At 71.0% G+C, this 23,605-nt stretch carries 27 protein-coding genes; 18 read left to right on the top strand and 9 right to left on the bottom strand.

Annotation, left to right across the window (positions count from 1 at the left end; genetic code table 11):
- Positions 1–39 precede the first annotated feature (39 nt).
- The 3 genes from SL103_RS33580 to SL103_RS33570 all read left to right on the top strand — a co-directional run bounded on the left by SL103_RS33580 (position 40) and on the right by SL103_RS33570 (position 3,583).
- Positions 40–924, top strand: coding sequence for a glycerophosphodiester phosphodiesterase (locus SL103_RS33580; protein ID WP_069572726.1), 885 nt, complete (start codon positions 40–42; stop codon positions 922–924).
- Between the two features lie 301 nt (positions 925–1,225).
- On the top strand, positions 1,226–2,494 hold the full coding sequence (locus SL103_RS33575) for an acyltransferase family protein (protein WP_432215378.1): 1,269 nt from the start codon (positions 1,226–1,228) through the stop codon (positions 2,492–2,494).
- Between the two features lie 261 nt (positions 2,495–2,755).
- Positions 2,756–3,583 carry an arylamine N-acetyltransferase family protein gene (locus SL103_RS33570; protein WP_069572725.1) on the top strand — a complete coding sequence of 276 codons (828 nt, stop codon included), beginning with the start codon at positions 2,756–2,758 and terminating at the stop codon, positions 3,581–3,583.
- A 124-nt stretch (positions 3,584–3,707) separates the two neighbouring features.
- Here SL103_RS33570 and SL103_RS33565 read toward each other — a convergent pair whose 3' ends face one another.
- Positions 3,708–4,097 carry a RidA family protein gene (locus tag SL103_RS33565; RefSeq protein WP_069574351.1) on the bottom strand — a complete coding sequence of 130 codons (390 nt, stop codon included), beginning with the start codon at positions 4,095–4,097 and terminating at the stop codon, positions 3,708–3,710.
- 341 nt (positions 4,098–4,438) lie between these two features.
- On the bottom strand, positions 4,439–5,158 hold the full coding sequence (locus SL103_RS33560) for a spheroidene monooxygenase (RefSeq protein ID WP_069572723.1): 720 nt from the start codon (positions 5,156–5,158) through the stop codon (positions 4,439–4,441).
- Positions 5,159–5,292: 134 nt separating this feature from the next.
- Between SL103_RS33560 and SL103_RS33555 the strand changes: the two genes are divergently transcribed.
- Positions 5,293–5,988 carry a TetR/AcrR family transcriptional regulator gene (locus SL103_RS33555; protein WP_079146113.1) on the top strand — a complete coding sequence of 232 codons (696 nt, stop codon included), beginning with the start codon at positions 5,293–5,295 and terminating at the stop codon, positions 5,986–5,988.
- Here the strand turns inward: SL103_RS33555 and SL103_RS33550 are convergent.
- Both SL103_RS33550 and SL103_RS33545 read right to left on the bottom strand, forming a co-directional pair.
- Positions 5,959–6,984, bottom strand: coding sequence for an alpha/beta hydrolase (locus SL103_RS33550; protein ID WP_069572721.1), 1,026 nt, complete (start codon positions 6,982–6,984; stop codon positions 5,959–5,961). The two genes, SL103_RS33555 and SL103_RS33550, sit on opposite strands and share 30 nt — an antisense overlap.
- Positions 6,985–7,113: 129 nt before the next feature.
- Entirely contained in the window at positions 7,114–8,796 is a 1,683-nt protein-coding gene (locus SL103_RS33545; RefSeq protein ID WP_069572719.1) for a bifunctional 3'-5' exonuclease/DNA polymerase, read from the bottom strand.
- A gap of 431 nt (positions 8,797–9,227) precedes the next feature.
- Between SL103_RS33545 and SL103_RS33540 the strand changes: the two genes are divergently transcribed.
- The 7 genes from SL103_RS33540 to SL103_RS33510 all read left to right on the top strand — a co-directional run bounded on the left by SL103_RS33540 (position 9,228) and on the right by SL103_RS33510 (position 14,282).
- Positions 9,228–9,641, top strand: coding sequence for a rodlin (locus SL103_RS33540; protein WP_069572718.1), 414 nt, complete (start codon positions 9,228–9,230; stop codon positions 9,639–9,641).
- Between the two features lie 364 nt (positions 9,642–10,005).
- Positions 10,006–10,239: a chaplin gene (locus SL103_RS33535; RefSeq protein ID WP_069572716.1), complete on the top strand. Its 234-nt coding sequence runs from the start codon at positions 10,006–10,008 to the stop codon at positions 10,237–10,239.
- 270 nt (positions 10,240–10,509) lie between these two features.
- Positions 10,510–10,806, top strand: coding sequence for a hypothetical protein (locus tag SL103_RS33530; protein WP_069572715.1), 297 nt, complete (start codon positions 10,510–10,512; stop codon positions 10,804–10,806).
- 335 nt (positions 10,807–11,141) lie between these two features.
- On the top strand, positions 11,142–11,552 hold the full coding sequence (locus SL103_RS33525) for a rodlin (RefSeq protein ID WP_069572714.1): 411 nt from the start codon (positions 11,142–11,144) through the stop codon (positions 11,550–11,552).
- Positions 11,553–12,014: 462 nt separating this feature from the next.
- Complete coding sequence (locus SL103_RS33520) at positions 12,015–12,425, top strand: rodlin (protein WP_069572713.1); 411 nt, start codon at positions 12,015–12,017, stop codon at positions 12,423–12,425.
- A gap of 143 nt (positions 12,426–12,568) precedes the next feature.
- Positions 12,569–13,183, top strand: coding sequence for a chaplin (locus tag SL103_RS37465; protein ID WP_069572711.1), 615 nt, complete (start codon positions 12,569–12,571; stop codon positions 13,181–13,183).
- Between the two features lie 253 nt (positions 13,184–13,436).
- Entirely contained in the window at positions 13,437–14,282 is an 846-nt protein-coding gene (locus tag SL103_RS33510; protein ID WP_069572710.1) for a nitrilase-related carbon-nitrogen hydrolase, read from the top strand.
- 18 nt (positions 14,283–14,300) lie between these two features.
- Here the strand turns inward: SL103_RS33510 and tatA are convergent, their stop codons facing one another.
- The gene (tatA, locus tag SL103_RS33505; RefSeq protein ID WP_244304103.1) at positions 14,301–14,504 is read right to left on the bottom strand and encodes a Sec-independent protein translocase subunit TatA; all 204 of its coding nucleotides are present in this window, start codon (positions 14,502–14,504) and stop codon (positions 14,301–14,303) included.
- 334 nt (positions 14,505–14,838) lie between these two features.
- Between tatA and rpmG the strand changes: the two genes are divergently transcribed.
- The 3 genes from rpmG to SL103_RS33485 all read left to right on the top strand — a co-directional run bounded on the left by rpmG (position 14,839) and on the right by SL103_RS33485 (position 15,801).
- Positions 14,839–15,003 (top strand): 50S ribosomal protein L33, encoded by a 165-nt coding sequence (gene rpmG / locus SL103_RS33495; RefSeq protein ID WP_033268933.1) that lies wholly within the window; start codon positions 14,839–14,841, stop codon positions 15,001–15,003.
- An 8-nt stretch (positions 15,004–15,011) separates the two neighbouring features.
- Entirely contained in the window at positions 15,012–15,263 is a 252-nt protein-coding gene (locus SL103_RS33490; protein ID WP_069572707.1) for a type B 50S ribosomal protein L31, read from the top strand.
- 298 nt (positions 15,264–15,561) lie between these two features.
- The gene (locus SL103_RS33485; RefSeq protein WP_069572706.1) at positions 15,562–15,801 is read left to right on the top strand and encodes a DUF397 domain-containing protein; all 240 of its coding nucleotides are present in this window, start codon (positions 15,562–15,564) and stop codon (positions 15,799–15,801) included.
- A gap of 102 nt (positions 15,802–15,903) precedes the next feature.
- Here SL103_RS33485 and SL103_RS33480 read toward each other — a convergent pair whose 3' ends face one another.
- Positions 15,904–16,386 carry an ATP-binding protein gene (locus tag SL103_RS33480; RefSeq protein ID WP_079146112.1) on the bottom strand — a complete coding sequence of 161 codons (483 nt, stop codon included), beginning with the start codon at positions 16,384–16,386 and terminating at the stop codon, positions 15,904–15,906.
- 313 nt (positions 16,387–16,699) lie between these two features.
- Between SL103_RS33480 and SL103_RS33475 the strand changes: the two genes are divergently transcribed.
- The 4 genes from SL103_RS33475 to SL103_RS33460 all read left to right on the top strand — a co-directional run bounded on the left by SL103_RS33475 (position 16,700) and on the right by SL103_RS33460 (position 20,575).
- Positions 16,700–17,563 carry a helix-turn-helix domain-containing protein gene (locus SL103_RS33475; RefSeq protein WP_069572705.1) on the top strand — a complete coding sequence of 288 codons (864 nt, stop codon included), beginning with the start codon at positions 16,700–16,702 and terminating at the stop codon, positions 17,561–17,563.
- 84 nt (positions 17,564–17,647) lie between these two features.
- The gene (locus SL103_RS33470) at positions 17,648–19,105 is read left to right on the top strand and encodes an aldehyde dehydrogenase family protein (RefSeq protein WP_069572703.1); all 1,458 of its coding nucleotides are present in this window, start codon (positions 17,648–17,650) and stop codon (positions 19,103–19,105) included.
- 180 nt (positions 19,106–19,285) lie between these two features.
- On the top strand, positions 19,286–19,846 hold the full coding sequence (locus SL103_RS33465) for a DinB family protein (RefSeq protein ID WP_069572701.1): 561 nt from the start codon (positions 19,286–19,288) through the stop codon (positions 19,844–19,846).
- A 60-nt stretch (positions 19,847–19,906) separates the two neighbouring features.
- Positions 19,907–20,575 (top strand): PadR family transcriptional regulator, encoded by a 669-nt coding sequence (locus SL103_RS33460; protein WP_069572700.1) that lies wholly within the window; start codon positions 19,907–19,909, stop codon positions 20,573–20,575.
- A gap of 22 nt (positions 20,576–20,597) precedes the next feature.
- On the opposite strand, the gene SL103_RS33455 is transcribed toward SL103_RS33460, so the two are convergent.
- The 3 genes from SL103_RS33455 to leuE all read right to left on the bottom strand — a co-directional run bounded on the left by SL103_RS33455 (position 20,598) and on the right by leuE (position 23,458).
- On the bottom strand, positions 20,598–22,004 hold the full coding sequence (locus SL103_RS33455; RefSeq protein ID WP_069572698.1) for a glutamate decarboxylase: 1,407 nt from the start codon (positions 22,002–22,004) through the stop codon (positions 20,598–20,600).
- A gap of 16 nt (positions 22,005–22,020) precedes the next feature.
- Positions 22,021–22,644, bottom strand: coding sequence for an NAD(P)H:quinone oxidoreductase (wrbA, locus tag SL103_RS33450; RefSeq protein WP_069572697.1), 624 nt, complete (start codon positions 22,642–22,644; stop codon positions 22,021–22,023).
- 148 nt (positions 22,645–22,792) lie between these two features.
- The gene (gene leuE / locus SL103_RS33445) at positions 22,793–23,458 is read right to left on the bottom strand and encodes a leucine efflux protein LeuE (protein ID WP_069572696.1); all 666 of its coding nucleotides are present in this window, start codon (positions 23,456–23,458) and stop codon (positions 22,793–22,795) included.
- Between the last annotated feature and the right edge of the window lie 147 nt (positions 23,459–23,605).

Raw genomic sequence — 23,605 nt, 5'->3', positions numbered from 1 at the left:
GCCCGGCCGGCCCGCGGACGGGGACCAGGAGGCTCCCGCATGCTTCGGAGATCGTTGCGGATCCCCGCCGCCGGAGTCGCGTATCTGGTGACGGCGGCGGTGTCCTCGTCCGCGGTCGCCCACCGGCCTGAGGAGTTCGCCGACATCGGCGTGACCCGCACCGCGCGGGCCGGCCCCACCGCCGCGCCGGCCCTGGTCATCGCACACCGCGGCGCCTCCCGTTACGCACCGGAGAACACGCTGGCCGCGGTGGACGCCGCCCGTCGCCGCGGACTCATATGGGTCGAGAACGACGTGCAGCGCACCAAGGACGGCCAACTCGTCGTCATCCACGACACCACCCTGGAGCGGACCACGAACGCCGCCACGGTGTTCCCCGGGCGGGCGCCGTGGCGGGTCGGGGACTTCACCGCCGCCGAGATCGCCCGGCTGGACGCCGGAAGCTGGTTCGGGGCGCGCTTCGCGGGGGAGCGGGTGCCGACGCTGGACGCCTATCTGCGCCGGCTGGAACGCAATGGGCAGCGCCTTTTGCTGGAGATCAAAGCCCCTGGCCGCTATCCAGGAATCGAGGCGGGAGTCGTACGGGAACTGCGGGCGCGCGGCTGGCTGGATTCCGCCCATGTCCGGAGCCGGTTGGTCATCCAGAGCTTCTCGGTGGCCTGCGTGAAGACCGTCCACGCACTCCTGCCACAGGTGCGCACCGGAATTCTGGGCGCGCCCGCCGTGTCCGACCTGGCACGCTACGCGCGGTTCACCGACCAGATCAACCCGCCGCTGTCCGAGGCCAGTTCGCGCTGGCTGGCGGCCGTGCACCGGCTGCGCGGCGCGCACGGACGGCCGTTGGAGGTCTATGCCTGGGACGTGGCGAAGAACACGAACAGGCGGTCGGTGCGGGCGCGCGGGATCGAAGGCATTATTGAATAGGGGGCAGCGGACGGGAATGTGGGGGAAATGCCCGGATCCGGTGGGTCGTCGGGCCGCGTCGGCCCGAGCGCCGTGCCCCGTCCCGCGTGAAGGAGCTGTGGAGAGCGGACGCGTGGCGTGTGGCCGCGCAGGGCGGGGATTTACGGGATTCCCGCGGCGGAGCTAAGGTGCCTGAGATGTTCGACGCCGCCACTCTTCCCGTAAAAGAACTAAGACGCAGGATTTGGCTTTTGGGTTCCGATGTGCGGCCCGGTGCGGGCCAGCGTCCAGTTCCTCCCCCGCTTTCGTTTCGGGAGGCTCCTTGAACAACGATTTCCTGGCGTACGGCGAACGGCGGGTGCCGCTCCCCCCGCCGCGGCAGATGCCTCAGGAGAGCCCGCACAGGGCGGACGCCCTGGTGCCGGAACGGGCCGGCGGTGCCACCGCGACGACGACCAGAGCGCCCGCCCCGGCCGCCGCCGCGGCTCCCGCTCCCGCCTCGCACCGGGGCCGCGCCAAGGGCGGCAGGCGCCGGACCGCCGCGCCCGCCCCGGCCGGCACCTCCGCGAAATCCCGCGACGCCTTCTTCGACAACGCCAAGTACCTGGCGATCGTGCTGGTGGCGATGGGTCACTCCTGGGAGCCCCTGCGGGACGGGAGCCGTACCGCGGCGGCGTTCTACATCACCGTCTACGCCTTCCACATGCCGGCGTTCATCATCATCTCCGGCTATTTCTCGCGCAGTTTCGACATGCGCAAGGACCGGCTGCAGCGGCTGGTCACCGGAGTCGCGGTCCCGTACATCCTCTTCGAAGTCGCCTACACGCTCTTCAAGAGGTGGGCGGACGACGATCCGCACTATCCGATCAGCCTGACGGACCCCTGGTACCTGACGTGGTTCCTGCTGGCGTTGTTCATCTGGCGGCTGACCACCCCGCTGTGGAAGATCGTGCGTTGGCCGGTCCCGCTCGCCCTGGCCATCGCCGTGCTGGCGTCCGTGTCCCCGGACATCGGCGATGACCTGGACCTCCAACGGGTGCTGCAGTTCCTGCCGTTCTTCGTGATCGGGCTGTCGCTGCGTCCGGAGCACTTCAAGCTTGTCCGCCGCAAGAAGGCACGCATCCTGGCCGTGCCGGTCTTCGCCGGCGCCCTGGTCTTCGCGTACTGGGCGGCGCCGCGGATGAACGCCGCGTGGTTCTACCACCGCGACGCGGCCCAGGAACTCGGCGCCCCCTGGTGGAGCGGCGCGGTGATGACGCTGGCCATGTTCGGCTGCTCGCTGGTGCTGGTGGCCTGCTTCTTCGCCTGGATCCCGGGCCGCACGATGTGGTGCACGGCGCTCGGCGCGGGCACCCTCTACGGATATCTGCTGCACGGCTTCCTCGCCAAGGGCTCCCGCTTCGGGAACTGGTACGACACCCCGTGGGTGCACACCCCCTGGGGCATGGTGCTGATCACGCTCTTCGCGGGCACCGTCATCACCGTGCTGTGCACCCCGCCCGTCCAGCGGGCGTTCCGGTGGGCGATGGAACCCAAGATGACCTGGGCGTTCCAGAAGGACCCGGTCGGGGCGGCCCGCAGCCGGAACTGACTGTCCAGAACTGACCCTCCGGAGTCGATCATCCGGAGCCGAGCGGCGTCCCAGGGGCGCCCGTACCGCCGCAGAACCGGCCGGTACGGGCGCCCTTCGCGTGTCCGGGCGACCGGGGGCGTAGACGCCCCGGCCGACCCCCGTACGTCCATGGGCCCAGGTCCGTCCCCAACCGCCTTGGTCCCCACGGCCGATCGCGGCGCGGGCCGCGGCCTCCTAGGCTCGCCGGCAAGGAAGCCATGACCAGGGGAGGCCGCAGCGATGACCGCATCCGTGTGGGGTGGCGAGCAACTGGACCTGGACGCCTATCTCGCCCGCATCGGCTACTCGGGCGACCGGCGGCCCACCGCGGAAACCCTGCGCGGCCTGCATGCCGCGCACTCGGCGTCGATCGCCTTCGAGAACCTGGAGATCGTGCTCGGCCGCCCCGTCCCGCTGGACCTGGAGTCGTTGCAGACGAAGATGGTCCGGCAGCGGCGCGGCGGCTACTGCTACGAGCAGAACCTCCTCTACGCCGCCGCCCTGGACCGCCTCGGCTTCGCGCTCACCGGCCTGTGCGCGCGTACCCGCATGGGCGAGCGGCGCCTGCGCCCCGCCACCCACGCGCTGCTTGCGGTGGAGCTGGACGGCGAGCGGTGGATCACCGACGTCGGGTTCGGCGGCGAGGCGCTGCTGGAACCGCTGCCGTTGCGCGACGGTGTCCGGGCCCGGCAGGGCAGCTGGACGTTCGGCCTGGTCCGGGAGGACGAGACGGGCACCTGGGTGCTGCGGACCCGCCACGAGGACGGCTGGTTCGACCTCTACGCCTTCGGGACGGAGCGCCGCTACCCGGCCGATTACGCGGTGTTCAACCACTACATCTCGACCCACCCGCGCTCGCCGTTCACCGGTCAGACGGTGGTGCAGCGCCCGCTGCCCGACCGGCGCAGCACGCTGGTCGGGCGGGAGTTCACCCGCACCCGCCCGGACTGGAACCGCGAGGTGCGCGAGGTCGCTCCGGAGGAGCTCCCGGCCCTGCTGGAAACGGAGTTCGGCATCTCCCTCACCGCGGCGGACGCCGAGGCGCTGGTGGCGTTCCACAAGGAATGACCGTGCCGGAGGGCACGAGGGACCGCGGTTACGAGGGACCGCGTTACGGAGGAACGCGAGGGACGGGAGGGGAGAACGGGGGGGCAACCGGAGGGGGACGCCCGCTCCGGCGCCGGCCCGCGGGCTACCGCTCCCGCACCACCGCGATGCCCTCGATCTCGACCAGCGCCGTCTCGTCCCACAGCCGGGTCGCGCCGATCACCGCCATCGCCGGGAAGTCGCTCCCGACCAGTCGCTTCCACACCCGGCCGAGTTCCCGGGCGTGCCGGCGGTAGTCGGCGACGTCGACCGCGAACACGGTGAGCTTGGCGAGATCGGACGGGCCCGCCCCGGCGGCCGCGGCGACCTCCAGCAGGTTCGTCAGCGCCCGCTCGAACTGCTCGACGATGCCGTCCCCGACGATCTTCCCCGAGCCGTCGAGGGCGGTCTGCCCGGCAAGGAAGACCAGCGTGCCCGGGGCGGCGCGGACCGCGTGGCTGAAACCCGTCGGCGGCGCTAGATGAGGCGGGTTGATCCGTTCCGGCCCGTGCTCGCCCGGGCCCCCGCTCTCGTCCCCGTCCGCGCGCGGGCCCGTTCCGTACGTGCCCGCCCCGGCCTGCTCGCCCGGCTCGCTCCCCGTCGCTTCAGCGCTCATCCCGCCGGCTCCCCTCCGTCGCCAACTCGTACCGCACATCCAGGGATTGCAGCGCGCCCCGTTCCTCCCGGGGAGCCCCTCCCGGCGAGTCTAGGACCTGCCCGCCGGATCGGGGCCGAACGGAACCGGGCCTCACCGGGGGGGACTGACCGGGCGGGGAGGCGACGGACCGCCCGTCTCACCGGCGGGCGGCGCAGAGCACCCCGCGCCTCACCGTCGGCTCAGGGCCGGTCCCGCGACGCGTGCGGAGGTGCGACCGACGCCGCTGTCACCGGCTCCCGGCCGTCCAGCAGGCCCCGCGTGCCGTACGGCCGGCAGCGCAGGAAGGCCGCTTCGTGGTGGAAGGGGTCCGCCTGGTGTTCCCTGACCGCGTTCCGGTGCTGCGGCCCGGCGGAGCCGTAGGCGTACTGCCGCATGGCCGAGACGCTCCGCCACACGGAGAACGTGCCGACCATGCGGGGCGGCCTCGCCAACGCCAGGGACGCGACCAGCGCGGGGTCGGCGGCGGCCCGGCCGGACGCGGCGGAGCTGGCGCGCAGGAACGGCAGGGCCCGCCGCAGCCGCAGCTGCCCGAGGGTGAGTACGGCGACCGGGCCGTCCTCCTCGGTGAGCGCCGCGTCGGCAGCGGGGTCGGTCCGGACCGGCAGCGGCCCCCACGCGCCCGCGACCCGCACCGGCCGGAGCCGCACCAGCCAGCCGCCGGCCAGTTGCCGTGCGAGCGGACCGGCGGCGAGGAAGCGGTCGAGTGCGGCGTCGTCCTCCCACGCGGCGATCAGCGCGGCCCGCCCGGGACGCAGCCTGGGCGGGCCGGCGGCGACGGCGCCGGTGAACGTCGTGCGGGCGTAGCGCAGACCGGGGGTGTCGGCCGGTCCCGGGCGGGCGCGCAGGACGCCCGGCAGCGAGCGGACGCCGAGGTCGGCGATGTGTACGGAAAGAATCACGGCGGGCCCCCGTAGCTCGGCCAGACTTCTTACTCGTGCGTATACCAAGTGGTACACGACCCAGTATCCTTCATCACATCGGCGTTGGCGAGCCGAAAACACCCATCGGAACAAGCCAGATCGCGAGGGACCGCATGAGCGGGATCGACCGGAGCCGCGCCGCGCGCGCCGAGACCAGGACGCGTATCGAGGACACCGCCGCCCGGCTCTTCGCCGAGAGCGGCTACGCGGGCACGACCATCGGGGAGATCGCCGCCGAGGCGGGCCTGAGCAAGCCGATGCTCTACCGCCACTTCGACTCCAAGCAGGAACTGCACCTGGCCCTGCTGGAGCGCCACCGCGACGAGCTCGCCGCCGCCCCGATCAGTGAACTCCTGCACGGCGCAGGTGACCTGGACACCCGCATGACGGCGATGTACGACGCCTGGTTCGGGTACGTGCAGGCCCACCCGTACACCTGGCGCCTGATGTTCCGCGACACCACCGGGGACGCCGAGGTCCAGGACTTCCACCGCGAACTGCAGCGCCGGCAGCGCGAGACGGACGTCGCGCTGCTCCGCGAATTCGCGCCCGGCATCCCCGAGGCAGAACTGGAGCCGCTCGGCGAGGCGATCCGCAGCTCGCTGTACGGCCTCGCGCTGTGGTGGCTGGACCGCCCCGACCAGCCCCGTGAGCTGCTCGTCGCCGCCATGGTCCGGATCACCCGCGGCCTGATCGCCACGCCCCCGGCCCCGACCGAAGGGCGGCCCGGGGAGGCGGCCCCGGCCGGAGCGGACCCCGCCCGCGGCCGCCCCGGCGGGTCAGGACCGGACGGGCCCGGCCGCGGCTGAGCCCGAAGACCCGCTCGCACTCCCCGCCGGGTACAGCGCCGCCCGCAGATGCCCGGTGCGGTGCGCGGTCGTCTCCTTCGCGAGCCGGGTCTCCGGCGCGTACAGCTCGAAACCGTGCCACGCGCCCGGCACGTTGCGGACCGTCACCTGCACCCCCGCGTCCATCAGCCGACGCGCGTACGCCAGCCCCGGATCGCGCAGCGGATCGAGGTCGCAGACCAGGACGTACGCCGGCGGCAGCCCCGAGAGGTCGGTGGCCCGGGCCGCCGCGGCGTACGCGTCCGCCACCGCCCCCTCGGGCAGGTAGTGCCGCCACGCCAGCCGTATCGTGCGCAGGCTGTTCGTCCGCGGATCCGGCGCGTCGTCCGCGTCCGCCGGCACCGGCTCCTCGGCGACGCGGTCGTCCACGTCCGGTACGCACAGCGACTGGTAGGCGAGCGCCGGCCCGCCGCGGTCGCGGGCCATCAGGGCGACCGCGGCGCTCAGCCCGCCGCCCGCGGAATTCCCGGTGACCGCGATCCGCTCCGGATCGATGCCGAGTTCGGCCGCGTGCCGCGCCGTCCACTCCAGTGCCAGGTAACAGTCCTCCACCCCGGCCGGATAGCGGTGCTCGGGAGCGAGGCGGTACTCGACGGCGACGGTGACGGCGGGCAGCTCACGGCAGAGCTCGATCGCCGTCTTGTCCTGGCCGGGCAGCGCACGGCCGATGGCGTAGCCACCGCCGTGGAAGTGCAGCACGGCGGGCAGCGCGGCCCCCCGGCCGCCGCCCGTACCCTCCGGACGGTAGACCTCGACCGTCAGCGCACTGCCGTCCGGCCGCACCACCTCATGACGTCGGCTCTCCACTCCCGAGCGGTCGGCCGGCGTCGCGGCCAGCAGCGCACGGAACCGCTCACGGGTCGCGGCGATGTCCGCGTACGGATCGGAGAAAGGCGGCAACTTGTCGACAAAGGGCGCCAGTTCAGGATGGACGACGGTTCCCCGCGGCAAGGTCATACCAGCTCTCCCGTGATCGTCCAGCAGCCTGGGCCCGGTCTGCTGCGCGGCGAGCCCTCCGCCCGTACCGACGCCGCCCGCGCCCCGGCCCCTCGTCCCGGTCATCCTGCCCCGTTCCCCGCCCTTTGATCACTTCGCGTCCGCATAGCACTCCACCACCGCCGTCGTGAACGGGAAGCGCACCGGCGTCCGCCCGAAGGCGATCCGCCCCGCCGTCCCGGCCGCGGCCGCGATGGCCTCCGCCACCACTGCCGCCTCCGACGCCGGACAGTGCACGATCACCTCGTCGTGCTGGAAGAACACCAGCTCGGCGCGGAGCCCGCCCTCCCACAGCGCGTGGCGCAGCGCCGCCAGCACCAGCAGCGCCCAGTCCGCGGCACTGCCCTGCACGACGAAGTTACGGGTGAACCGGCCGCGGGCACGGGCCGCCGCGGAACCGCCGCCGTACGCCGCCGGCTGCTCCTCCTCCTGCAGCAGGCCCGCCTCGTCGGGTGGCGCCACGGACGCGGGCGGACAGGTACGCCCCAGCCACGTGCGCACCAGACGCCCCTCCTCGCCCGCACGAGCCGCCTCGTCCACGTACGCCACCGCGGCCGGATAGCGGCGCCGCAGATCGGCCATGTGCTTGAGCGCATCGCCCGACGTCTGACCGTAAATCGCCCCGAGCAGGCCCAGCTTGGCCTGCGCCCGGTCACCGCCGAACGCGCGGGCCGCCAGACCCGCGTACAGGTCCTCGCCGCTGCCGGCCACCTCCATCAGACCGCGGTCACGGGAGACGGCCGCCAGCACCCGCGGCTCCATCTGGGCGGCGTCGGCGACCACCAGCCGCCATCCCGGATCCGCGCGCACCGCTTGCCGGATCACCTTGGGGATCTGCAGCGCCCCGCCCCCGTTGGTCGTCCAGCGCCCGGAGACCGTGCCCCCGGGCAGGTACTCGGGGCGGAACCGGCCGTCGTGCACCCACTGCTGCAACCAGGACCACCCGTGGGCGGTGTGCAGGCGGTACAGCTTCTTGTACTCCAGCAGCGGCGCCACCGCCGGATGGTCGATCCGCTGCAGCTCCCACTTGCGGGTCGAGGTCAGCGCGATCCCCGCGCCGGCGAACGCCCTGATGATGTCCTGCGGCAGATCGGGCCGCACCCGCGCGCCCGCCCCGAACGCCCGCGACACCTCGTCCGCCAGCTCCGCCAGCCGACGGGTCTCCATCCCGCCCGGGTACCGCTCGCCCAACAGCTCGTCCAGCAGCGCCCGATGGACGTCCGCCCGCCACGGCACCCCGGCCCGGCGCAGCTCTGCCGCGACCAGCATCCCCGCGGACTCCGACGCCAGCAGCAGCCGCATCCGCTCCGGATGCCCGGCCTTCCCCGTACGCGCCAACTGGCCGGCGTAGACCTCCAGCAGCGCGGTCATCTCGTCCGTGCCCGGCGGCAGCGGCACCGGGCCCGGCTCGAACAGGGACGGCTGCGGTTCGGTCGCGCGCACCGGAGCGTCCGGCGGCACCGGCAGACCGCGCAGCCGCGCCCAGGCGGCGGCCAGCGAACGAGGCTGCCCCGACTGCCCCTCCTCGTGGCCGATCAGCAGCGCCTCGGCGGCCTCCACGTCGTAGCACCGCTCCACCCGCACCCCGGCCGCCAGCAGCCGCCGGTAGATCTCCGCGGTGGACCGCCACACCCACCGCCCGACCTCCGGCCGCGACCGCACCGCCTCGGCGAGCGACGGCTCCCGCACCACCGGACCCGCGGGCCGGCCGTCCGGTCCGAGCGGGCAGAGACGAGCACCCCCGTCGCCCGTCTCCGCCACCGCCCATCTCATGCCTCCGAGTCTTGCACCCGGGTCTGACAATCGCCCCGACCTGCGGACACGCCGCGCTCCACCGGTACGCACCCACAGCCGCCCGAGCCCCACCAGCTGCCCCGCACGCCACCGACAACGGGCCCTGACCACAAGCCTGTTGGGACGGCATCCGCAACAATCGCCCTCAACTCCCCGTCGCTCAAAGCCGTGTGGGGCCCAAAGGACCCATAACCCGGGCGCCCCGGCGCGCCGAAGGCCGGTACCAATTCCCCGTACCGGCCTTTGATATGACCGATGGGCGACCCGGAGCGGTCCGCCCATCGGTCGGAGTGCAGTGATATGTGTTTATGGTTTCGCGGCATTCGAGTGAAACGGCGAAACCGCGCCCACAGAAGCGAGTTGACCAGTGCGCTCCGGATACGGGCACTCCGCTTCGAGAAGGGTAAATCGTGATCAAGAAGGTCCTGGCCACGACGGCCGTAGCCGCGTCCGTCGTCGGCATCTCGGCAACGGCCGCCCCCCAGGCGATGGCCGTCGGCAACCACAAGGGCACCGCCACGGTCAACGGCAACGGAGCCAAGTCCGTGTACGGCAACTCCACCACGCACGGCAAGATGAGCCCGCAGCTGGAGCTGGTCCAGGGGTCCCTGAACGACCTCTGCCTGGGCCTGATCGCCCAGAAGCTGAACGTCGGTTCGCTGCTCATCGGCATCCCGATCACCGTTCAGGACATCAACGTGCTGTCCAACCCGCAGGTGCAGCAGTGCGTCGAGAACTCGACGCAGGCCAAGGGCGACGAGCCGCTGTCGCACATCCTGGACACCATCCCGGTGCTCTCCGGCAACGGCGTCGGCAACCACTGAGCCGCCCGTCGGCCGCAGGTCCGGACCGCCGGCTCTCACTTCCTCAGCGGTCCGGGCGCTGCGGCGCCGCGTTGCGAACCGTAGGGACGGAATTTCTCGATCCTCCCCTCGGTGGGAATCCGTATTCGGTGGGTCCTTCGTCTGTGCGAACTCCGGTGTGTTTTCCGCGTCGTATGCGCGGTGGCAATCTCGCGAAGCGGTCGTGCACCCTTCGAGCGATTCCTCCGAAAACCTCCCGGCAAGAGTTTCGTCCACGAAGAGAAATCGTTACCAATATCGGCAGCGGTGTTACGGGCGAGCAGATCCGCGCCCGTGCGACACGACGGTCGTGTGCGCCACGGACCCGCTGCAGGAAGGGCTGAAAGTGAAGTACGCAAAGGTCGCAGCAGTCACTGCCGGCACGCTGATGGCAGTGGGCGCGGCTGCGCCTGCGTTCGCCGACGCGGGTGCCGCCGGCGGCGCCAAGAACTCCCCCGGTGTCCTCTCCGGCAACGCCATTCAGGTTCCGATCCACATCCCGATCAACCTCTGTGGCAACACCATTGACATCATCGGTCTGCTGAACCCGGCGTTCGGCAACACCTGCCTCAACCACTGACTCGAAGGAATTCGAGCCGGGTGACCCGGCCCCGGTGCGCGGTCTCCTGCGCATCGGGGCCGGTCGGCATATGCGTCCCCGGCCGCGGGTGGAGCACCGGGGCCGCACCTTTTCGGGTGGCGTCGTCAAGAAGGCGGAACCTCAGGGGTTTCTCCGGGCGACGGAACTCGTTAGTGAGGTGGAAAGCGGTGATCCGAGCAGCGAAGTGAATGCTCACGCGGCGCGTGCGTCGCGGCCGGTCAAACACCGCCTGAGAAGGGACAGTTGAAAGTGAAGCACGCGAAGTCTGCGGCGATTGTCGCCGGTTCCGTGATGGCGCTGGGTTTTGCCGCGCCCGCCGTCGCGGCCCCGCCCGGTGCCCCGACGATGAGTCTCAACGGCGGGCTGGCGGACGCCCTGCAGAGCACGAAGAGCGGGCAGCTGGACGGTCACCAGGTCAGGCCGCTGGTCAAGAAGGTCAAGACCGCCGGTGAGAAGGTCAAGTCCGCCAACGCGAACAAGCTGCTCAGCAGCGCCACGGGCGCGGTCAAGAGCGTCCCGCTGCTCGGCGGTCTGCCGCTCAAGTAACGTCCGCGGGAGCCGTTTTCCGGACGGTGGGAGCGCGGCCGGCCGGTCGGAGAAGAGCCGGTGCCGCGCGGACTCCGCTGTCCTGTGGGTTGTGCGGTGAAAACGGAGCGGCTACCCGGATTTCGCGGTGCTCAAATGCGCATGTCGGCGTTCGGTGTGTGTGCGGCCACCCAGGAATTGTTCCGCTCGATGCGCCTCGACGGAGCCGTCGTAATCGATCGGCAAGACGAATCACGGCGCCAGCTCATTTGAGTGAATGGGCACAACCAAAAACGCCCTTTTGAGTTGGGCAGTCTGCCCGGCCCAAGGGCATCCCGAAACACGAAGGACCTATAATGATCAAGAAGGCTCTGGCGACCGCAGCCGCGACTGCGTCCATTGTCGGTGTAGCCGCGGCTGCTGCCCCTCAGGCAATGGCGGTCGGTAACCAGCACGGGACGTCTTCCGTCAACGGCAATGGTGCGACGCAGTTCTACGGGAACTCCACCACGTACGGCTACATGAGCCCGCAGATCGGTCTGATCCAGGGCTCGCTGAACAAGCCCTGCATCGGTCTGCCCACCAAGGCGAACCTCGGCTCGCTGATCGGTCTCATCCCGATCACCGTCCAGGACATCAACGTCCTTTCCTCGCCGCAGACCCAGCAGTGCGTCGAGAATTCGACGCAGGCCAAGGGTGACGAGGCGCTGTCGCACATCCTGGACAACATCCCGATCCTCTCGGGCAACGGCGCCGGCAACCACTGAGCCGCTGAGGCGAACCCGGGCCACCCGGCCCTCCTTCTTCCGGGTGGCCCGGGTTTTTGCTGCCCTCCCGAGTTCCGCAATTGTTATGTGCTCGTGACGGAAGTCCGGGGTGCCGGATCGTTAGTAATGGTGTGTGGAGGGAAGCATGCCAATGCCCTTGCGAATTGATGGGGTTGCCAGGGCATTGGCATGCCGGCCGGAATGGATTCAGGGCCTGTGCAGCCGTCTTGTCGGTGGTGCGGGCCCTTTGTCGTGAGACTTTCCCGGCGGCCGGACAAAGCGCATGACGGCAAGCCCGGCAGGGGAATATCGCATTGTCGGTCCGGTATTTGTGCCCGAGGCGTCTTTTCGTGAAAATCTACGCCGTCTATTCGGGTGACGCAGCGCAACTCGGGCCCCCGTGGCGGGTTGTTCAAATAGGGCTCTCGTGCCGGGAGTCCCGTCACCTGAAGGGTTTGCGTGATGAAGAAGATGATTGCGGGCGCGGCTGTGGCTGCGTCCCTGGTCGGTATTTCCGCTGCGGCCGCTCCGCAGGCCATGGCGGTCGGCGACCAGAAGGGCACCCAGTCGGTCAACGGCAACGGGGCGAAGTCGATCTACGGCAACTCCACCACCCACGGAAAGCTGAGCACCCAGCTCGGTCTCGTCCAGGGCTCCCTGAACGACTTCTGCCTGGGCCTCATCGCCCAGAAGCTCAACGTGGGCTCGCTGATCGGCTTCATCCCGATCACCGTCCAGGACATCAACGTGCTGTCGAACCCGCAGGTCCAGCAGTGCGTCAAGAACTCGACGCAGGCCAAGGGCGACGAGCCGCTGTCGCACATCGTCGACGACATCCCGATCCTCTCGGGCAACGGCGTCGGCAACCACTGACGGTCAACGGCCCAGGCCGTACCACCGCTTGTGTCTCCGGGCGGTCGGCGCCGCGTATGCGCTGCCGGCCGCCCGGCGGTGTCAGAACCACGGGGGGCGCGGGCGGCAGCCCGTGGGCACGAACTGCAGACGAGGGATGACAGATGCGACAGAGCCTGAAGACGTGCGTGCTCCTCGCGGCCGCGTCGGGCGCGCTCGGGGCGGGCGGCGGAGTGGCGTACGCGGACGCCGGCGCCGCGGGAGCCACCACCAACTCGCCCGGTGTGCTGTCCGGCAACAGCATCCAGGTCAGCGTGGACACCCCGGTCAACGCGTGCGGGAACTCCGTGGACGGGGCCGCGGCGCTCAACCCGGCCATGGGGGCCTCGTGCGGGACCGGCGGTGCCCCGTGGCCGGCCGCGCAGCGCCCCCCGCTGGCCCCGCCACCGCCGGCGCCGCACCGCAGCGCCCCGGAGCCGGTCCGCCACCAGGTCCCGCAGCCGGCGCACCGGCCGGTGCCGCTGCCGGAGCCCCGGACTGCCGGGCACCGCGCCGCGCCCCCGGTCGAGCTCGCGCCGCACTCCGGTCACCGGGACGCGCCGCACCGTGCCGCAGCGGAGCCCCGGGTCGGGGCGGTGGAGCGGGCCGGTACGTCGGCCGGCTCCGCGCTGCTGGCGTCCACCGGCGCGGCCGAGCTCGGCATGCTGGCCGGTGCCGGTGGCGGGCTGCTGCTGGGAGGGGCGCTGCTGCTGCGCAGGGCCCGTACCCGGCGCAGGTGAGACGGGCCGGGCCGGGACGCGGGACGGGTTCCGGCCCGGCGACCGGCCGAGCGGGTCCGGCGGGCCGCTCGGCCCGCGCCGCCCGGTCGAGCCTGCCGTCGGCGGCGCCGGGCGGTCGACCGCGGGCCCGTCGTACCGCGGCCGGGGCGTTTGAAGCAGGGGAACGGGACTCCGCGGGGCCGTGCCGGTCCGCCCGCCCTCTGGGAGAATGGCGAGGAAAGCCGCAAAAGTGATGAGTCGATGAGGTGCGGACATGCTCATTGCGCTGGCGCAGACGGATTGCGTGCTGGGTGAGGTGGCGGAGAACCTCACGATCGCCCGCGAGCAGATCGAGCAGGCCGCGGCCCAGGGCGCCGACGTCGTCGTGTTCCCCGAACTGAGCCTGCACGGCTACCACTTGGGCGCACTCAAGCGTGACGAGTCGATCGAGGCGAGCGATCCGCGGCTGCTGGAGCTGAGCACCCTGGGGCCGGACGTGCTGGTCGGCTTCCACGAACACACCAGTCTGCGCGCCTACAACACCGCGGCGCACTACGCGGAGGGTGCCCTGCTGCACGCCCACCGCAAGCTCTACCTCCCCAATTACCTGGCCTGGGAGGAACGCAAGCACGTCAGCCCCGGGCAGTCGCTGCGGGCCTACGCGCTGAACCGGTCCGGGAGCGGGGGACGGGGCGCGACGCTCGTCTGCAACGACGCCTGGCAGCCGGTGCTGCCGTGGCTGGCGGTGCAGGACGGCGCGGAGGTGCTGTTCGTGCCGACCAACAGCGCGGCGAGCCTGGACCCGGAGGCGATGGACACCGGGCTGTACTGGGACACCCTGCTGTCCTACACGGCGAAGATGCTCCAGTGCTGGGTGGTGTTCGTCAACCGGGTCGGCAATGAGCACGGGGCGTCGTTCTGGGGCGGTTCGCGAGTGGTGGACCCGCGCGGCGCGGTGGTGGCGCAGGCGCCGAAGTGGGAACCGTCGCTGGTCACCGTCGAGATCGATCTCTCCGAGGCGCGCCGGCAGCGCCGCGCGGTGCCGCTGGTCGCCGAGGCCCGGCTGGGGCTGATCGACCGCGAGGTGCGGCGGCTGATCGACGAGGGCGGCGACCACTGACGGACCGCTCGCCGGGCGTCAGTGGCCGACGGCGGACTCCGCGCGGGGCGCCTCGGTGGGCTGCTCGTCCTTGAGCGCCTTGGCCTCGGATTTGAGGATGCGCATCGAGCGGCCGAGGCCCCGGGCCATGTCGGGCAGCTTCTTCGAGCCGAAGAGCAGGACGAGCACCGCGATGATCAGGATCAGGTGCCAGGGTTCGAAGGCGTTGCGGAGCACGGGCACGCTCGCTTTCGTCGGGGGCGGACGTTCTGTCCAGTATTACCGGAAGCGTCCGGCCGGCCGTCCCAGGGGGCGGCCCCGGAGGGTGGAGCCCGGCGACGCCCCGTGGCCGGCGCCCCGGGGGCCGCGTGCCGTCCGTGGCGGGCGCGGGTCGCGGGTGACGGCCCTGTGGACGGCGCGCCGGGCCGCGTAGCGGGCCACCCGTATGCGCCGCCGTCCGTTTCTGACGAGTGCGCTGTCCTTGATCTTCAGAACCGCGGGCACGGTGCGTCTCCTCGGGGTATCGGCCCAGGTGAGAGCCTATTGAAAATGGAAACCATTTCCGTATACTAACCGCATGGCTCGCAACGAACTACGCCCGGTCGTGAAGCTCCGGTCCACCGCCGGCACCGGGTTCACCTACGTCACCCGCAAGAACCGCCGCAACGACCCCGACCGCCTGGAACTGCGCAAGTACGACCCGGTGGCCGGCCGGCACGTCGCCTTCCGAGAGGAGCGCTGAAGACCGCCATGAAGCCTGGAATCCACCCCGCCTACGGGCCCGTCGTCTTCCGTGACCGGGCCGCCGGCCACGCCTTCCTGACCCGCTCCACCGCGACCAGCGAGAAGACGGTCGAGTGGGAGGACGGCAACACCTATCCCGTCATCGACGTCGAGATCTCCTCGGCGAGTCACCCCTTCTACACGGGCACCGCCCGGGTGCTGGACACGGCCGGCCGCGTCGAGCGCTTCGAGCGCCGCTACGGCAAGCGGACCCGTTGACGGCGCCGCTCGACGTCGTGCCGGTGGGCCGGGCGCCCGGACCCCGGAACCCGAGGGGCGTGGCGCACGTCTCTTCCCCGTCCGTGAGGGGTTCGGCCCCGGCGGCCCGTACCCAGGTACAGGCGCGCCGCATCATGGGCGGCGGCCGCCGCCGCCCGTGGTGCGCCTGGTGACGGTGCTCGACGAGGGGTGACCGCCCCGGCACCGGCTGTCGTGCACGTGCATCTGCGCATGCATTCGCATGTGAACGCAGCTATGATCCCGGGCAGTTGACACCGTTTATCACCGGGAGATCCCAGTGCCCCACGCATACAACGGCATGGCCGCAAAGGATCTCCGTGAGGTGACGTGGCAGAAGAGCCGGCACAGCAACTCCCAGGGGTCCTGTGTGGAGTTCGCCAAACTGCCCGGCGGCGACATCGCCGTGCGCAACTCCCGCTTCCCGGACGGCCCCGCGCTCGTCTACACCCCCGCCGAGGTCCGGGCGATGCTGCTCGGCGTGAAGGACGGGGAGTTCGACCACCTCGTACGGGACTGAGGGCGGGCGAGCGCGGGGGCAGGTAACGCACGTGCGAGCGGGCGCCCGTACCTGACGGGCGCCCGCTCGCACGTTTCGCTGCCGGCCGTGGGGCGGTCCCGGCTACGGGAGCCGGAAGAGCGCCCACACGATCTTTCCGTGCGTGACCCCGGCCAGCGGGTGCCAGCCCCAGCTGTCACTGAAGGACTCCACGAGATACAGCCCGCGCCCCGACTCGGCGGCGGAGTCCGCCTCGCCGGCGACCGGCGAACCGTCGCTCGGATCCCGTACGGCACAGATCAGCCGCTGTGACCAGCGCATCAGGTGGAGCCGGGCCGGCGGGACCGCGTCTGCCTGTTCCGGGGCGGCGAGGATCGCGTGCCGCAGCGCATTGGTGACGAGCTCGGAGACGACCAGGGCGACCGAGTCGAACAGGTCGTCCAGCTCCCAGCCCTGCAGGGTCTCCCGGGTGAACTTCCGCGCGGAGCTGACCGATTCGTAGCGCGGGGCGAGTGTGCACGCCGCGGAACCGGAGACGGCCAGGGGGTCGACGGGAGGAAAGCCCTGCCATAACGGCTCGAGCATGGTCAAAACCTTGGTCCCCATGCGAGGCACTCCTGGCGTTCGCGGACGTCATGACCCTGGCCGGTCAGCCGGATCTGGCGGATCTTTCACGAGCGTGCATGCGTGCGACGCCTATGGTTCCCAATGTGCGAGACAGATGCAAGGGCAGATGCACGTGCACGTGCCGTGATTGCGACAACCCACCCTGGTTTCAGGCGAATTATTGCTGCCGATTCTTGAAGGGGGCGTGCAGGAGCCGCACATATCAGTAACCGGATGAGCACTCAACGAAGCCCGGACGTGGCAGACTGCGGCCCACTGTTGGACGGGTGGGGGTCACAGGAGGGTCTGAGAGGTGTCCGCAAGTGAGTCGAGCGGATCGGTGGTGCGGCGGATCCTGCTCGGGTCGCAGCTCCGTCGCCTGCGTGAATCCCGTGGGATAACCCGTGAGGCGGCCGGCTACTCGATCCGTGCGTCCGAGTCGAAGATCAGCCGCATGGAGTTGGGCAGGGTGAGCTTCAAGGCACGTGACGTCGAGGACCTGCTCATGCTCTACGGCGTCAGCGACGCCCAGGAGCGCGAGGCGCTGCTGTCCCTGGCGCGCGAGGCCAACGTCGCGGGCTGGTGGCACAGTTACACCGATGTGCTGCCGAGCTGGTTCCAGACGTATGTCGGCCTGGAAGGAGCCACCTCGCTCATCCGGGTCTACGAAGTCCAGTTCGTGCACGGCCTGTTGCAGACCGAGGCGTACGCCCAGGCGGTGGTCAGACGGGGCATGCCCGACGGCTCCCCCGCGGACATAGAACGCCGGGTCGCGCTGCGCATGGAGCGCCAGAAGCTGCTCGTGGCCGAACGGCCCGCACAGTTCCACTGCGTGCTCGACGAGGCCGCGCTGCGCCGCCCGTACGGCGAACGCGAGGTCATGCGCGAACAGTTGAGACATCTCATCGAGGTCTCCGAACGGCCGAATGTGCGCCTCCAGGTCATGCCCTTCAGTCTCGGCGGGCACTCCGGCGAGTTCGGCGCCTTCACCATGCTCGGCTTCCAGGAGTCGGGACTGCCGGACGTCGTCTTCCTGGAACAGCTGACGAGTGCGCTCTATCTGGACAAGCCGGAAGAGGTGGTCCAGTACGGGCGCGTGATGGACCGGCTCCAGGAAGAAGGCCCCGGTCCGTCGGAGACCAGAGACCTCTTGCGTGGTCTACTCCAACTCATGTGACGCGTCGGTAGGATGGCGGACCATCAGGAGCCAGCACCCCCCAATGCGGCGCCTTGAGCGCCCTGTTCTCCAGATCGGGATGACATGTCCTACTTCGACGAGTTGGCGTTTCAGTTCATCGACGGTGAGTGGCGCTCCGGAAGCGGCTCATGGGACATCGTCGACTTCAATCCTTACAACGGCGAGAAACTGACCTCGATACCCGTGGCCACGGTCGAGGAGATCGACCAGGCGTATCGCGCCGCCGAACGCGCGCAGCGGGAGTGGGGTGCCACCAATCCGTACACCCGCCGCCTGGTTTTCGAGCGCGCGCTGCGGATCATCGACGACCGTGAGGCCGAGCTGGCCGACGCGATCGCCGCGGAGGTCGGCGGCACGCTCGCCAAGGTGGGCTTCGAGCTCCATCTCGTCCGGGAATTCCTGCGCGAGGCGATGCAGCTGGCGCTGCGCGCCGAGGGCCGCATCCTGCCCTCGCCCATCGACGGCAAGGAGAACCGGCTCTACCGCCTGCCGGTCGGCGTGGTCGGGGTCATCAGCCCCTTCAACTTCCCCTTCCTGCTGTCGGTCAAGTCCGTCGCCCCGGCGCTCGCGCTCGGCAACGCCGTCGTCCTCAAGCCGCACCAGAACACCCCGATCTGCGGCGGCGGGCTGGTCGGCAAGATCTTCGAGGAGGCCGGTCTGCCGGCCGGCGTGCTCAATGTCGTGGTCACCGACATCGCCGAGATCGGCGACGCGCTGATCGACCACCCGGTGCCCAAGACCATTTCCTTCACCGGCTCGGAGAAGGTCGGCCGGCACGTCGCGACCGTCGCCGCCGCGCACTTCAAGCACTCGGTGCTGGAGCTGGGCGGTAACAGCGCTCTGGTGGTGCTCGACGACGCCGACCTCGACTACGCAGTGGACGCCGCCGTCTTCAGCCGCTTCGTGCACCAGGGCCAGGTCTGCATGGCGGCCAACCGCGTCCTCGTGGACCGCGCCGTCGAGCGGGAGTTCACCGAGAAGTTCGTCGCCAAGGTCGCGTCCCTGAAGGTGGGCGACCCCACCGACCCGCAGACCCATATCGGCCCGCTGATCAACGAGGGCCAGGCCGACGCCCTCACCTCGCTGGTCGACCGCGCCGTCGCGGACGGCGCCACGGCGCTCCTCCAGGGCGAGACCCGGGGCACCCTCGTGGCCCCCACCGTGCTGAGCGGCCTGCCGGAGGACTCCCCGCTGCTCGTCCAGGAGATCTTCGGGCCCGTCGTCCTGCTGATCCCCTTCGACGGCGACGAGGAGGCCGTGCGGCTCACCAACGCCACGCCGTACGGGCTGAGCGGCGCGGTGCACACCGGCGACATCGAGCGCGGGGTGCGGTTCGCCAAGCAGATCGACACCGGGATGTTCCACGTCAACGACGCCACGGTGCACGACGAGCCGATCGTTCCCTTCGGCGGTGCGAAGAGCTCCGGCGTGGGGCGGCTGAACGGCGACGCGATGGTGGAAGCCTTCACCACGACCAAGTGGATCTCCATCCAGCACGGGCGGTCGCGGTTCCCGTTCTGAGGTGTCCCCGTGCCGCGGAGTGCTCGTCGGAGTGCTCGTCCTGCGGGCGCGGCCGGGTGGGAAAGCGGGGGCTCGGGAGTTGCGGACAGAAGTTGTCCGCAAGGGTTCGTAGCGTGAGGGGTGTCGGAAGGGCGGCGGCGAAGTGCCGGGCGCCCAGGGATGTCGCGGAAGGCGGATGTCATGCCCACTCACGTTCTTGCTGAGGCACACGGTGACGAGACCGGCGCGCTGCTGGCCTTTCTGGAGGCGCAGCGCGGCGGGCTGCGGCGGGCGGTCCTCGGGCTGACCGACGCGCAGGCGGCCGAGCGGCCGAGCGCGAGTGAGCTGTCGCTGGCCGGGCTGGTCAAGCACGTCGCGGAGACCGAGCAGCACTGGGTGGAGATCGCGCAGGGGCTGCCGCACTCCATCGAGCGGAACCAGTCCAACTGGCACCTGAGCTTCCGGCTGGAGGACGGCGAGACGCCGGCCGGGGTGCTGGAGTTCTGGGAGGGCGTGGCGCAGCGGACCGAGAAGTTCATCCGTTCCGTGCCGAGCCTGAACGACACCTTCGCGCTGCCGGAGGCGCCGTGGTTCCCGCCGAACGCCCGGCAGTCGATGCGGTGGCTGATGCTGCACCTGATCGAGGAGACCGCCCGGCACGCCGGGCACGCCGATGTGATCCGCGAGTCGCTGGACGGCAGGACCGCCTTCGAGCTGGTGGACGAGGAGCGGGCGGGGCGGGAGCGTACGGCCGGGGAGTAGGCGGGCCGGCGGCCCGTGGGCAGCCGGCCCGGGGGCCGGCGCGCGCAATAGCCTGGGGGCATGTCAGCGATCCGTCTCCTGGTGCTCGGCGCCGTTCGGCAGCACGGGCGGGCTCACGGCTATCAGGTGCGCAACGACCTGGAGTACTGGGGCGCCCACGAGTGGTCCAACGCCAAGCCGGGCTCGATCTACCACGCGCTCAAGCACATGGCGAAGCAGGGACTGCTGCGGGCCCATGAGACCGCGCCGTCCACGGCCGGCGGTCCGCCGCGCACCGAGTACGAGATCACGGAGCGGGGCACGCAGGAGTACTTCGCGCTGCTGCGCGCGTCCCTGACCGCCCACGACCAGAAGCCCGACGTGCTCTCGGCGGCGCTCGGCTTCCTGGTCGACCTGGACCGTGCGGAGGCCCTGGAGCTCCTGGAGGAGCGGGTGCGGGCGATCGAGGGGTGGCGGGGCGCCGTCACCGGGTACTACACGCCGGCGGAGGGGCCGGGGCAGCTCGGTCACATCGGCGAGATCATGAACTACTGGGTCCACTCCGCGGACGCGGGGGCGGAGTGGACCCGTGGGCTGATCGAACGGATCAGGGGCGGGGCGTACGTCTTCGCCGGTGAGGGGGAGCCGTTCGTCGGGGTGCTCGCCGAGGGGCAGGAGAACCCGTACGCGGGGCGGGGCCACCGCCCGGAGGCGGACGGGGCGGGGGGAGTTCCCGGGGACCGGGGGTGACCGGCGCCCGCGGGCGTGCGGGTCAGTGGTGGAAGGCGGTCGCCTCGTTCTCCGGGCGGCCCAGGGGGCCCCGCTGTTCCCGCAGTTCCTGGAGGAGCTGTTCCAGGTCGGCGAGGAAGAGGTCGGCGAGGTCCTGGGAGAAGCCGTTGCGGCAGACGACGCGCAGGACGGAGAGGTCCTCGCGGTCGGGCGGGAAGGTGTAGGCGGGGATCAGCCAGCCGCGTTCCTTCAGGCGCCGGGACACGTCGAAGACGTCGTAGGCGGTGACGTGGGCGGCGGTGGTGAAGGCGAAGACCGGCAGTTCGTCGCCGCGGGTGAGGAGCTCGAAGTCGCCCAGGGAGCCGATGCGTTCGGCCATGGAGCGGGCGACGTCCCGGGTGGCCTGCTGGACGGCGCGGAAACCGGCCCGGCCGAGCCGCAGGAAGGTGTAGTACTGGGCGGCCACCTGGGCGCCGGGCCGGGAGAAGTTGAGGGCGAAGGTCGGCATGTCGCCGCCGAGGTAGTTGACGCGGAAGACGAGTTCCTCGGGGAGCGCCTCCTCGTCGCGCCACAGGGCCCAGCCGACGCCGGGGTAGACCAGGCCGTACTTGTGGCCGGAGGTGTTGATGGAGGCGACCCGCGGCAGCCGGAAGTCCCACTTCAGCTCGGGGTCGAGGAACGGGGCGATCATCGCGCCGGACGCGCCGTCCACGTGGACCGGGATGTCCCAGCCCTTCTTCTCGTGGAGGTCGTCGAGCGCCGCGCAGATGTCGGCCACCGGCTCGTAGGACCCGTCGAAGGTGGAGCCGAGGATGGCCACCACGCCGATGGTGTTCTCGTCGCAGAGCGCGGTGGCGGAGTCGGCGTCGAGGTGGAAGCGGTCGCCCTGCATCGGGACCTGGCGGGCCTCGACCTCCCAGAAGTTGCAGAACTTCTCCCAGCAGACCTGGACGTTGGCGCCCATGACGAGGTTGGGCCGCGCGGAGGCCGGGTACCGGTCGGCGTTGCGGTGCATCCAGCGTCGTTTGAGGGCCATGCCGGCGAGCATGCACGCCTCGCTCGACCCGGTGGTGGAGCAGCCGACCGCGTCGGGGGCGTGCCACAGGTCGGCGAGCATCGCCACGCAGCGCCGCTCCAGTTCGGCGGTGCGCGGGTACTCGTCCTTGTCGATCATGTTCTTGTCCCGGCACTCCGCCATCAGGACGCCGGCCTGCGGCTCCATCCAGGTGGTGACGAAGGTCGCCAGGTTGAGGCGGGCGTTGCCGTCCAGCATGAGCTCGTCGTGGACGAACTGGTAGGCGGCGTGCGGGGCGAGGGGGCTCTCGGGCAGGGTGTGCCGGGGCGGCGAGGTCTCCATGCCGGAAACCGGGTCGGCCTCACCGTAGAACGGGTTGACCGGGTGCCGGATGTGCTTGCGGTCGGCCGCGGGCGCGCCTTTGTGCAGGGTCATCTGTCGCCACTTCCCGTCATCCGGCCTGTGCCAGGCCGTGCTTGATGGCTTTGGTGAACTTCACGACGCGCTCCGCCTGGATCCGGGCGGCGGTGCGCGCGTCGTCGTCGAGGGGGGTGTCCGGGCCGCCCACGTGAGAGGTGCCGTAGGGGTTGCCGTCGACGAACTTCGCCGGGTCGGTGTATCCCGGGGCGATGAGGATGCCGCCGAAGTGATGGATGGTGTGGTAGAGGGCGAGGAGGGTGGATTCCTGGCCGCCGTGCCGGGTGGCGGACGCGGTGAAGCCGCTGTAGACCTTGTCGGCGAGCCTGCCCTGCTGCCAGAGGCCGCCCAGCGTGTCGAGGTACTGCTTGAGCTGGGACGTGACGTTGCCGAAGCGGGTGGGGGTGCCGAAGAGCACCGCGTCCGCCCAGAGCACGTCCTCGTGGGTGGCTTCCATGACGTCCGCGGTCGCCGCGGCGTTGGCGGCCCAGGCGGGGTTGGCGTCGATCGCCGTCTGCGGTGCGAGTTCGGCGGTCCGCCGCAGCCGTACGTCGGCTCCCGCGTGTTCGGCGGCGTCCGCGATGCGGCGGGCGAGTTCGGCGACGGTGCCGGTGGACGAGTAGTAGATGACGGCGACGTGGACGTCGTGGACGGGCATGAGCGCACCTCCCGGAAACCCGACAGTCCCGACAATAAGGGCATAGGGGGTGTGCGGCCTCCAGGGTTCGCCCAGTGGAAGCGCGACGGGCGGGCGGCCGCCCCGGTGCGGGACGGCCGCCCGCCCGTATGCGGCGGGGAGGGGCGGCTCAGCTCGCGCTGGCCAGCGACAGCTTGGCCGCGAAGCCGAGGAACGCCGCGCCGGCGCCCGCGGACAGCCCGGCGGTCAGCCGCTTGCGGCGCCGGAAGGTCGCCGCCAGGTACGTCCCGCTGAAGATCAGGATCGACAGGTAGGTGAAGCTGAACAGCTGCGCCCAGGCGCCCAGCGTCAGGAACGACAGCACCGGGTGGGCGTACGACGGGTCCACGAACTGCACGAAGAACGAGATGAAGAACAGGATCGCCTTCGGGTTGAGCAGGCTGACCACCAGCGCCCGGCGGAACGGCCGCTCCACGGTCTCCTTCACCGCCTTGGGCGCACCGTCCGTCAGCTCGGCCTTACGGGCCTCCCGGCCGCGCCACAGCGCCCAGGCGCCGCGCAGCATGCCGACCGCGAGCCACGTCAGATAGCCGGCGCCGGCGAACTTGACGACGGCGAACAGCACCGGACTGGCCTGCAGCAGCGAGGCCACGCCGCCCGCCGACAGGGTCATCAGCACGGTGTCGCCGCACAGCACCCCGGCCGCCGCACGGTAGGCGACGCGGGGACCGCGCCGGGCCGCCACCGAGACGACGTACAGCGAATTCGGGCCCGGCAGCAGAATGATCAGCGCGAGGCCCACCAGATAGGTGGACAGATCCGTTATCCCCAGCATGTGCGGCAGGATCTCACCCCCCGTGCGCCGCCCTCACCGGTTTTCAGGATGCGGACTTGCACCTCACGCGGCGTGAGGACGCACCGTGGAGCGCGTACCCGGGAAGGAGCGGAAGTGAGCCATTCGGCAGGGCAGGTCGCGTCGTTC

The sequence above is a fragment of the Streptomyces lydicus genome, assembly GCF_001729485.1.
GTDB classification, from domain to species: Bacteria; Actinomycetota; Actinomycetes; order Streptomycetales; family Streptomycetaceae; genus Streptomyces; species Streptomyces lydicus_D.
This window is presented reverse-complemented; position numbering and strand designations above follow the sequence as displayed.

Bases quoted from the DNA above. Each gene is read 5' to 3' on its own strand.
- SL103_RS33580 (WP_069572726.1), top strand. From the start codon at position 40: ATGCTTCGGAGATCGTTGCGGATCCCCGCCGCCGGAGTCGCGTATCTG.
- SL103_RS33570 (WP_069572725.1), top strand. From the start codon at position 2,756: ATGACCGCATCCGTGTGGGGTGGCGAGCAACTGGACCTGGACGCCTAT.
- SL103_RS33555 (WP_079146113.1), top strand. From the start codon at position 5,293: ATGAGCGGGATCGACCGGAGCCGCGCCGCGCGCGCCGAGACCAGGACG.
- SL103_RS33550 (WP_069572721.1), bottom strand. From the start codon at position 6,984: ATGACCTTGCCGCGGGGAACCGTCGTCCATCCTGAACTGGCGCCCTTT.
- SL103_RS33545 (WP_069572719.1), bottom strand. From the start codon at position 8,796: ATGAGATGGGCGGTGGCGGAGACGGGCGACGGGGGTGCTCGTCTCTGC.
- SL103_RS33525 (WP_069572714.1), top strand. From the start codon at position 11,142: ATGATCAAGAAGGCTCTGGCGACCGCAGCCGCGACTGCGTCCATTGTC.
- SL103_RS33520 (WP_069572713.1), top strand. From the start codon at position 12,015: ATGAAGAAGATGATTGCGGGCGCGGCTGTGGCTGCGTCCCTGGTCGGT.
- SL103_RS37465 (WP_069572711.1), top strand. From the start codon at position 12,569: ATGCGACAGAGCCTGAAGACGTGCGTGCTCCTCGCGGCCGCGTCGGGC.
- SL103_RS33510 (WP_069572710.1), top strand. From the start codon at position 13,437: ATGCTCATTGCGCTGGCGCAGACGGATTGCGTGCTGGGTGAGGTGGCG.
- rpmG (WP_033268933.1), top strand. From the start codon at position 14,839: ATGGCTCGCAACGAACTACGCCCGGTCGTGAAGCTCCGGTCCACCGCC.
- SL103_RS33490 (WP_069572707.1), top strand. From the start codon at position 15,012: ATGAAGCCTGGAATCCACCCCGCCTACGGGCCCGTCGTCTTCCGTGAC.
- SL103_RS33480 (WP_079146112.1), bottom strand. From the start codon at position 16,386: ATGGGGACCAAGGTTTTGACCATGCTCGAGCCGTTATGGCAGGGCTTT.
- SL103_RS33470 (WP_069572703.1), top strand. From the start codon at position 17,648: ATGTCCTACTTCGACGAGTTGGCGTTTCAGTTCATCGACGGTGAGTGG.
- SL103_RS33465 (WP_069572701.1), top strand. From the start codon at position 19,286: ATGCCCACTCACGTTCTTGCTGAGGCACACGGTGACGAGACCGGCGCG.
- SL103_RS33460 (WP_069572700.1), top strand. From the start codon at position 19,907: ATGTCAGCGATCCGTCTCCTGGTGCTCGGCGCCGTTCGGCAGCACGGG.
- SL103_RS33455 (WP_069572698.1), bottom strand. From the start codon at position 22,004: ATGACCCTGCACAAAGGCGCGCCCGCGGCCGACCGCAAGCACATCCGG.
- wrbA (WP_069572697.1), bottom strand. From the start codon at position 22,644: ATGCCCGTCCACGACGTCCACGTCGCCGTCATCTACTACTCGTCCACC.
- leuE (WP_069572696.1), bottom strand. From the start codon at position 23,458: ATGCTGGGGATAACGGATCTGTCCACCTATCTGGTGGGCCTCGCGCTG.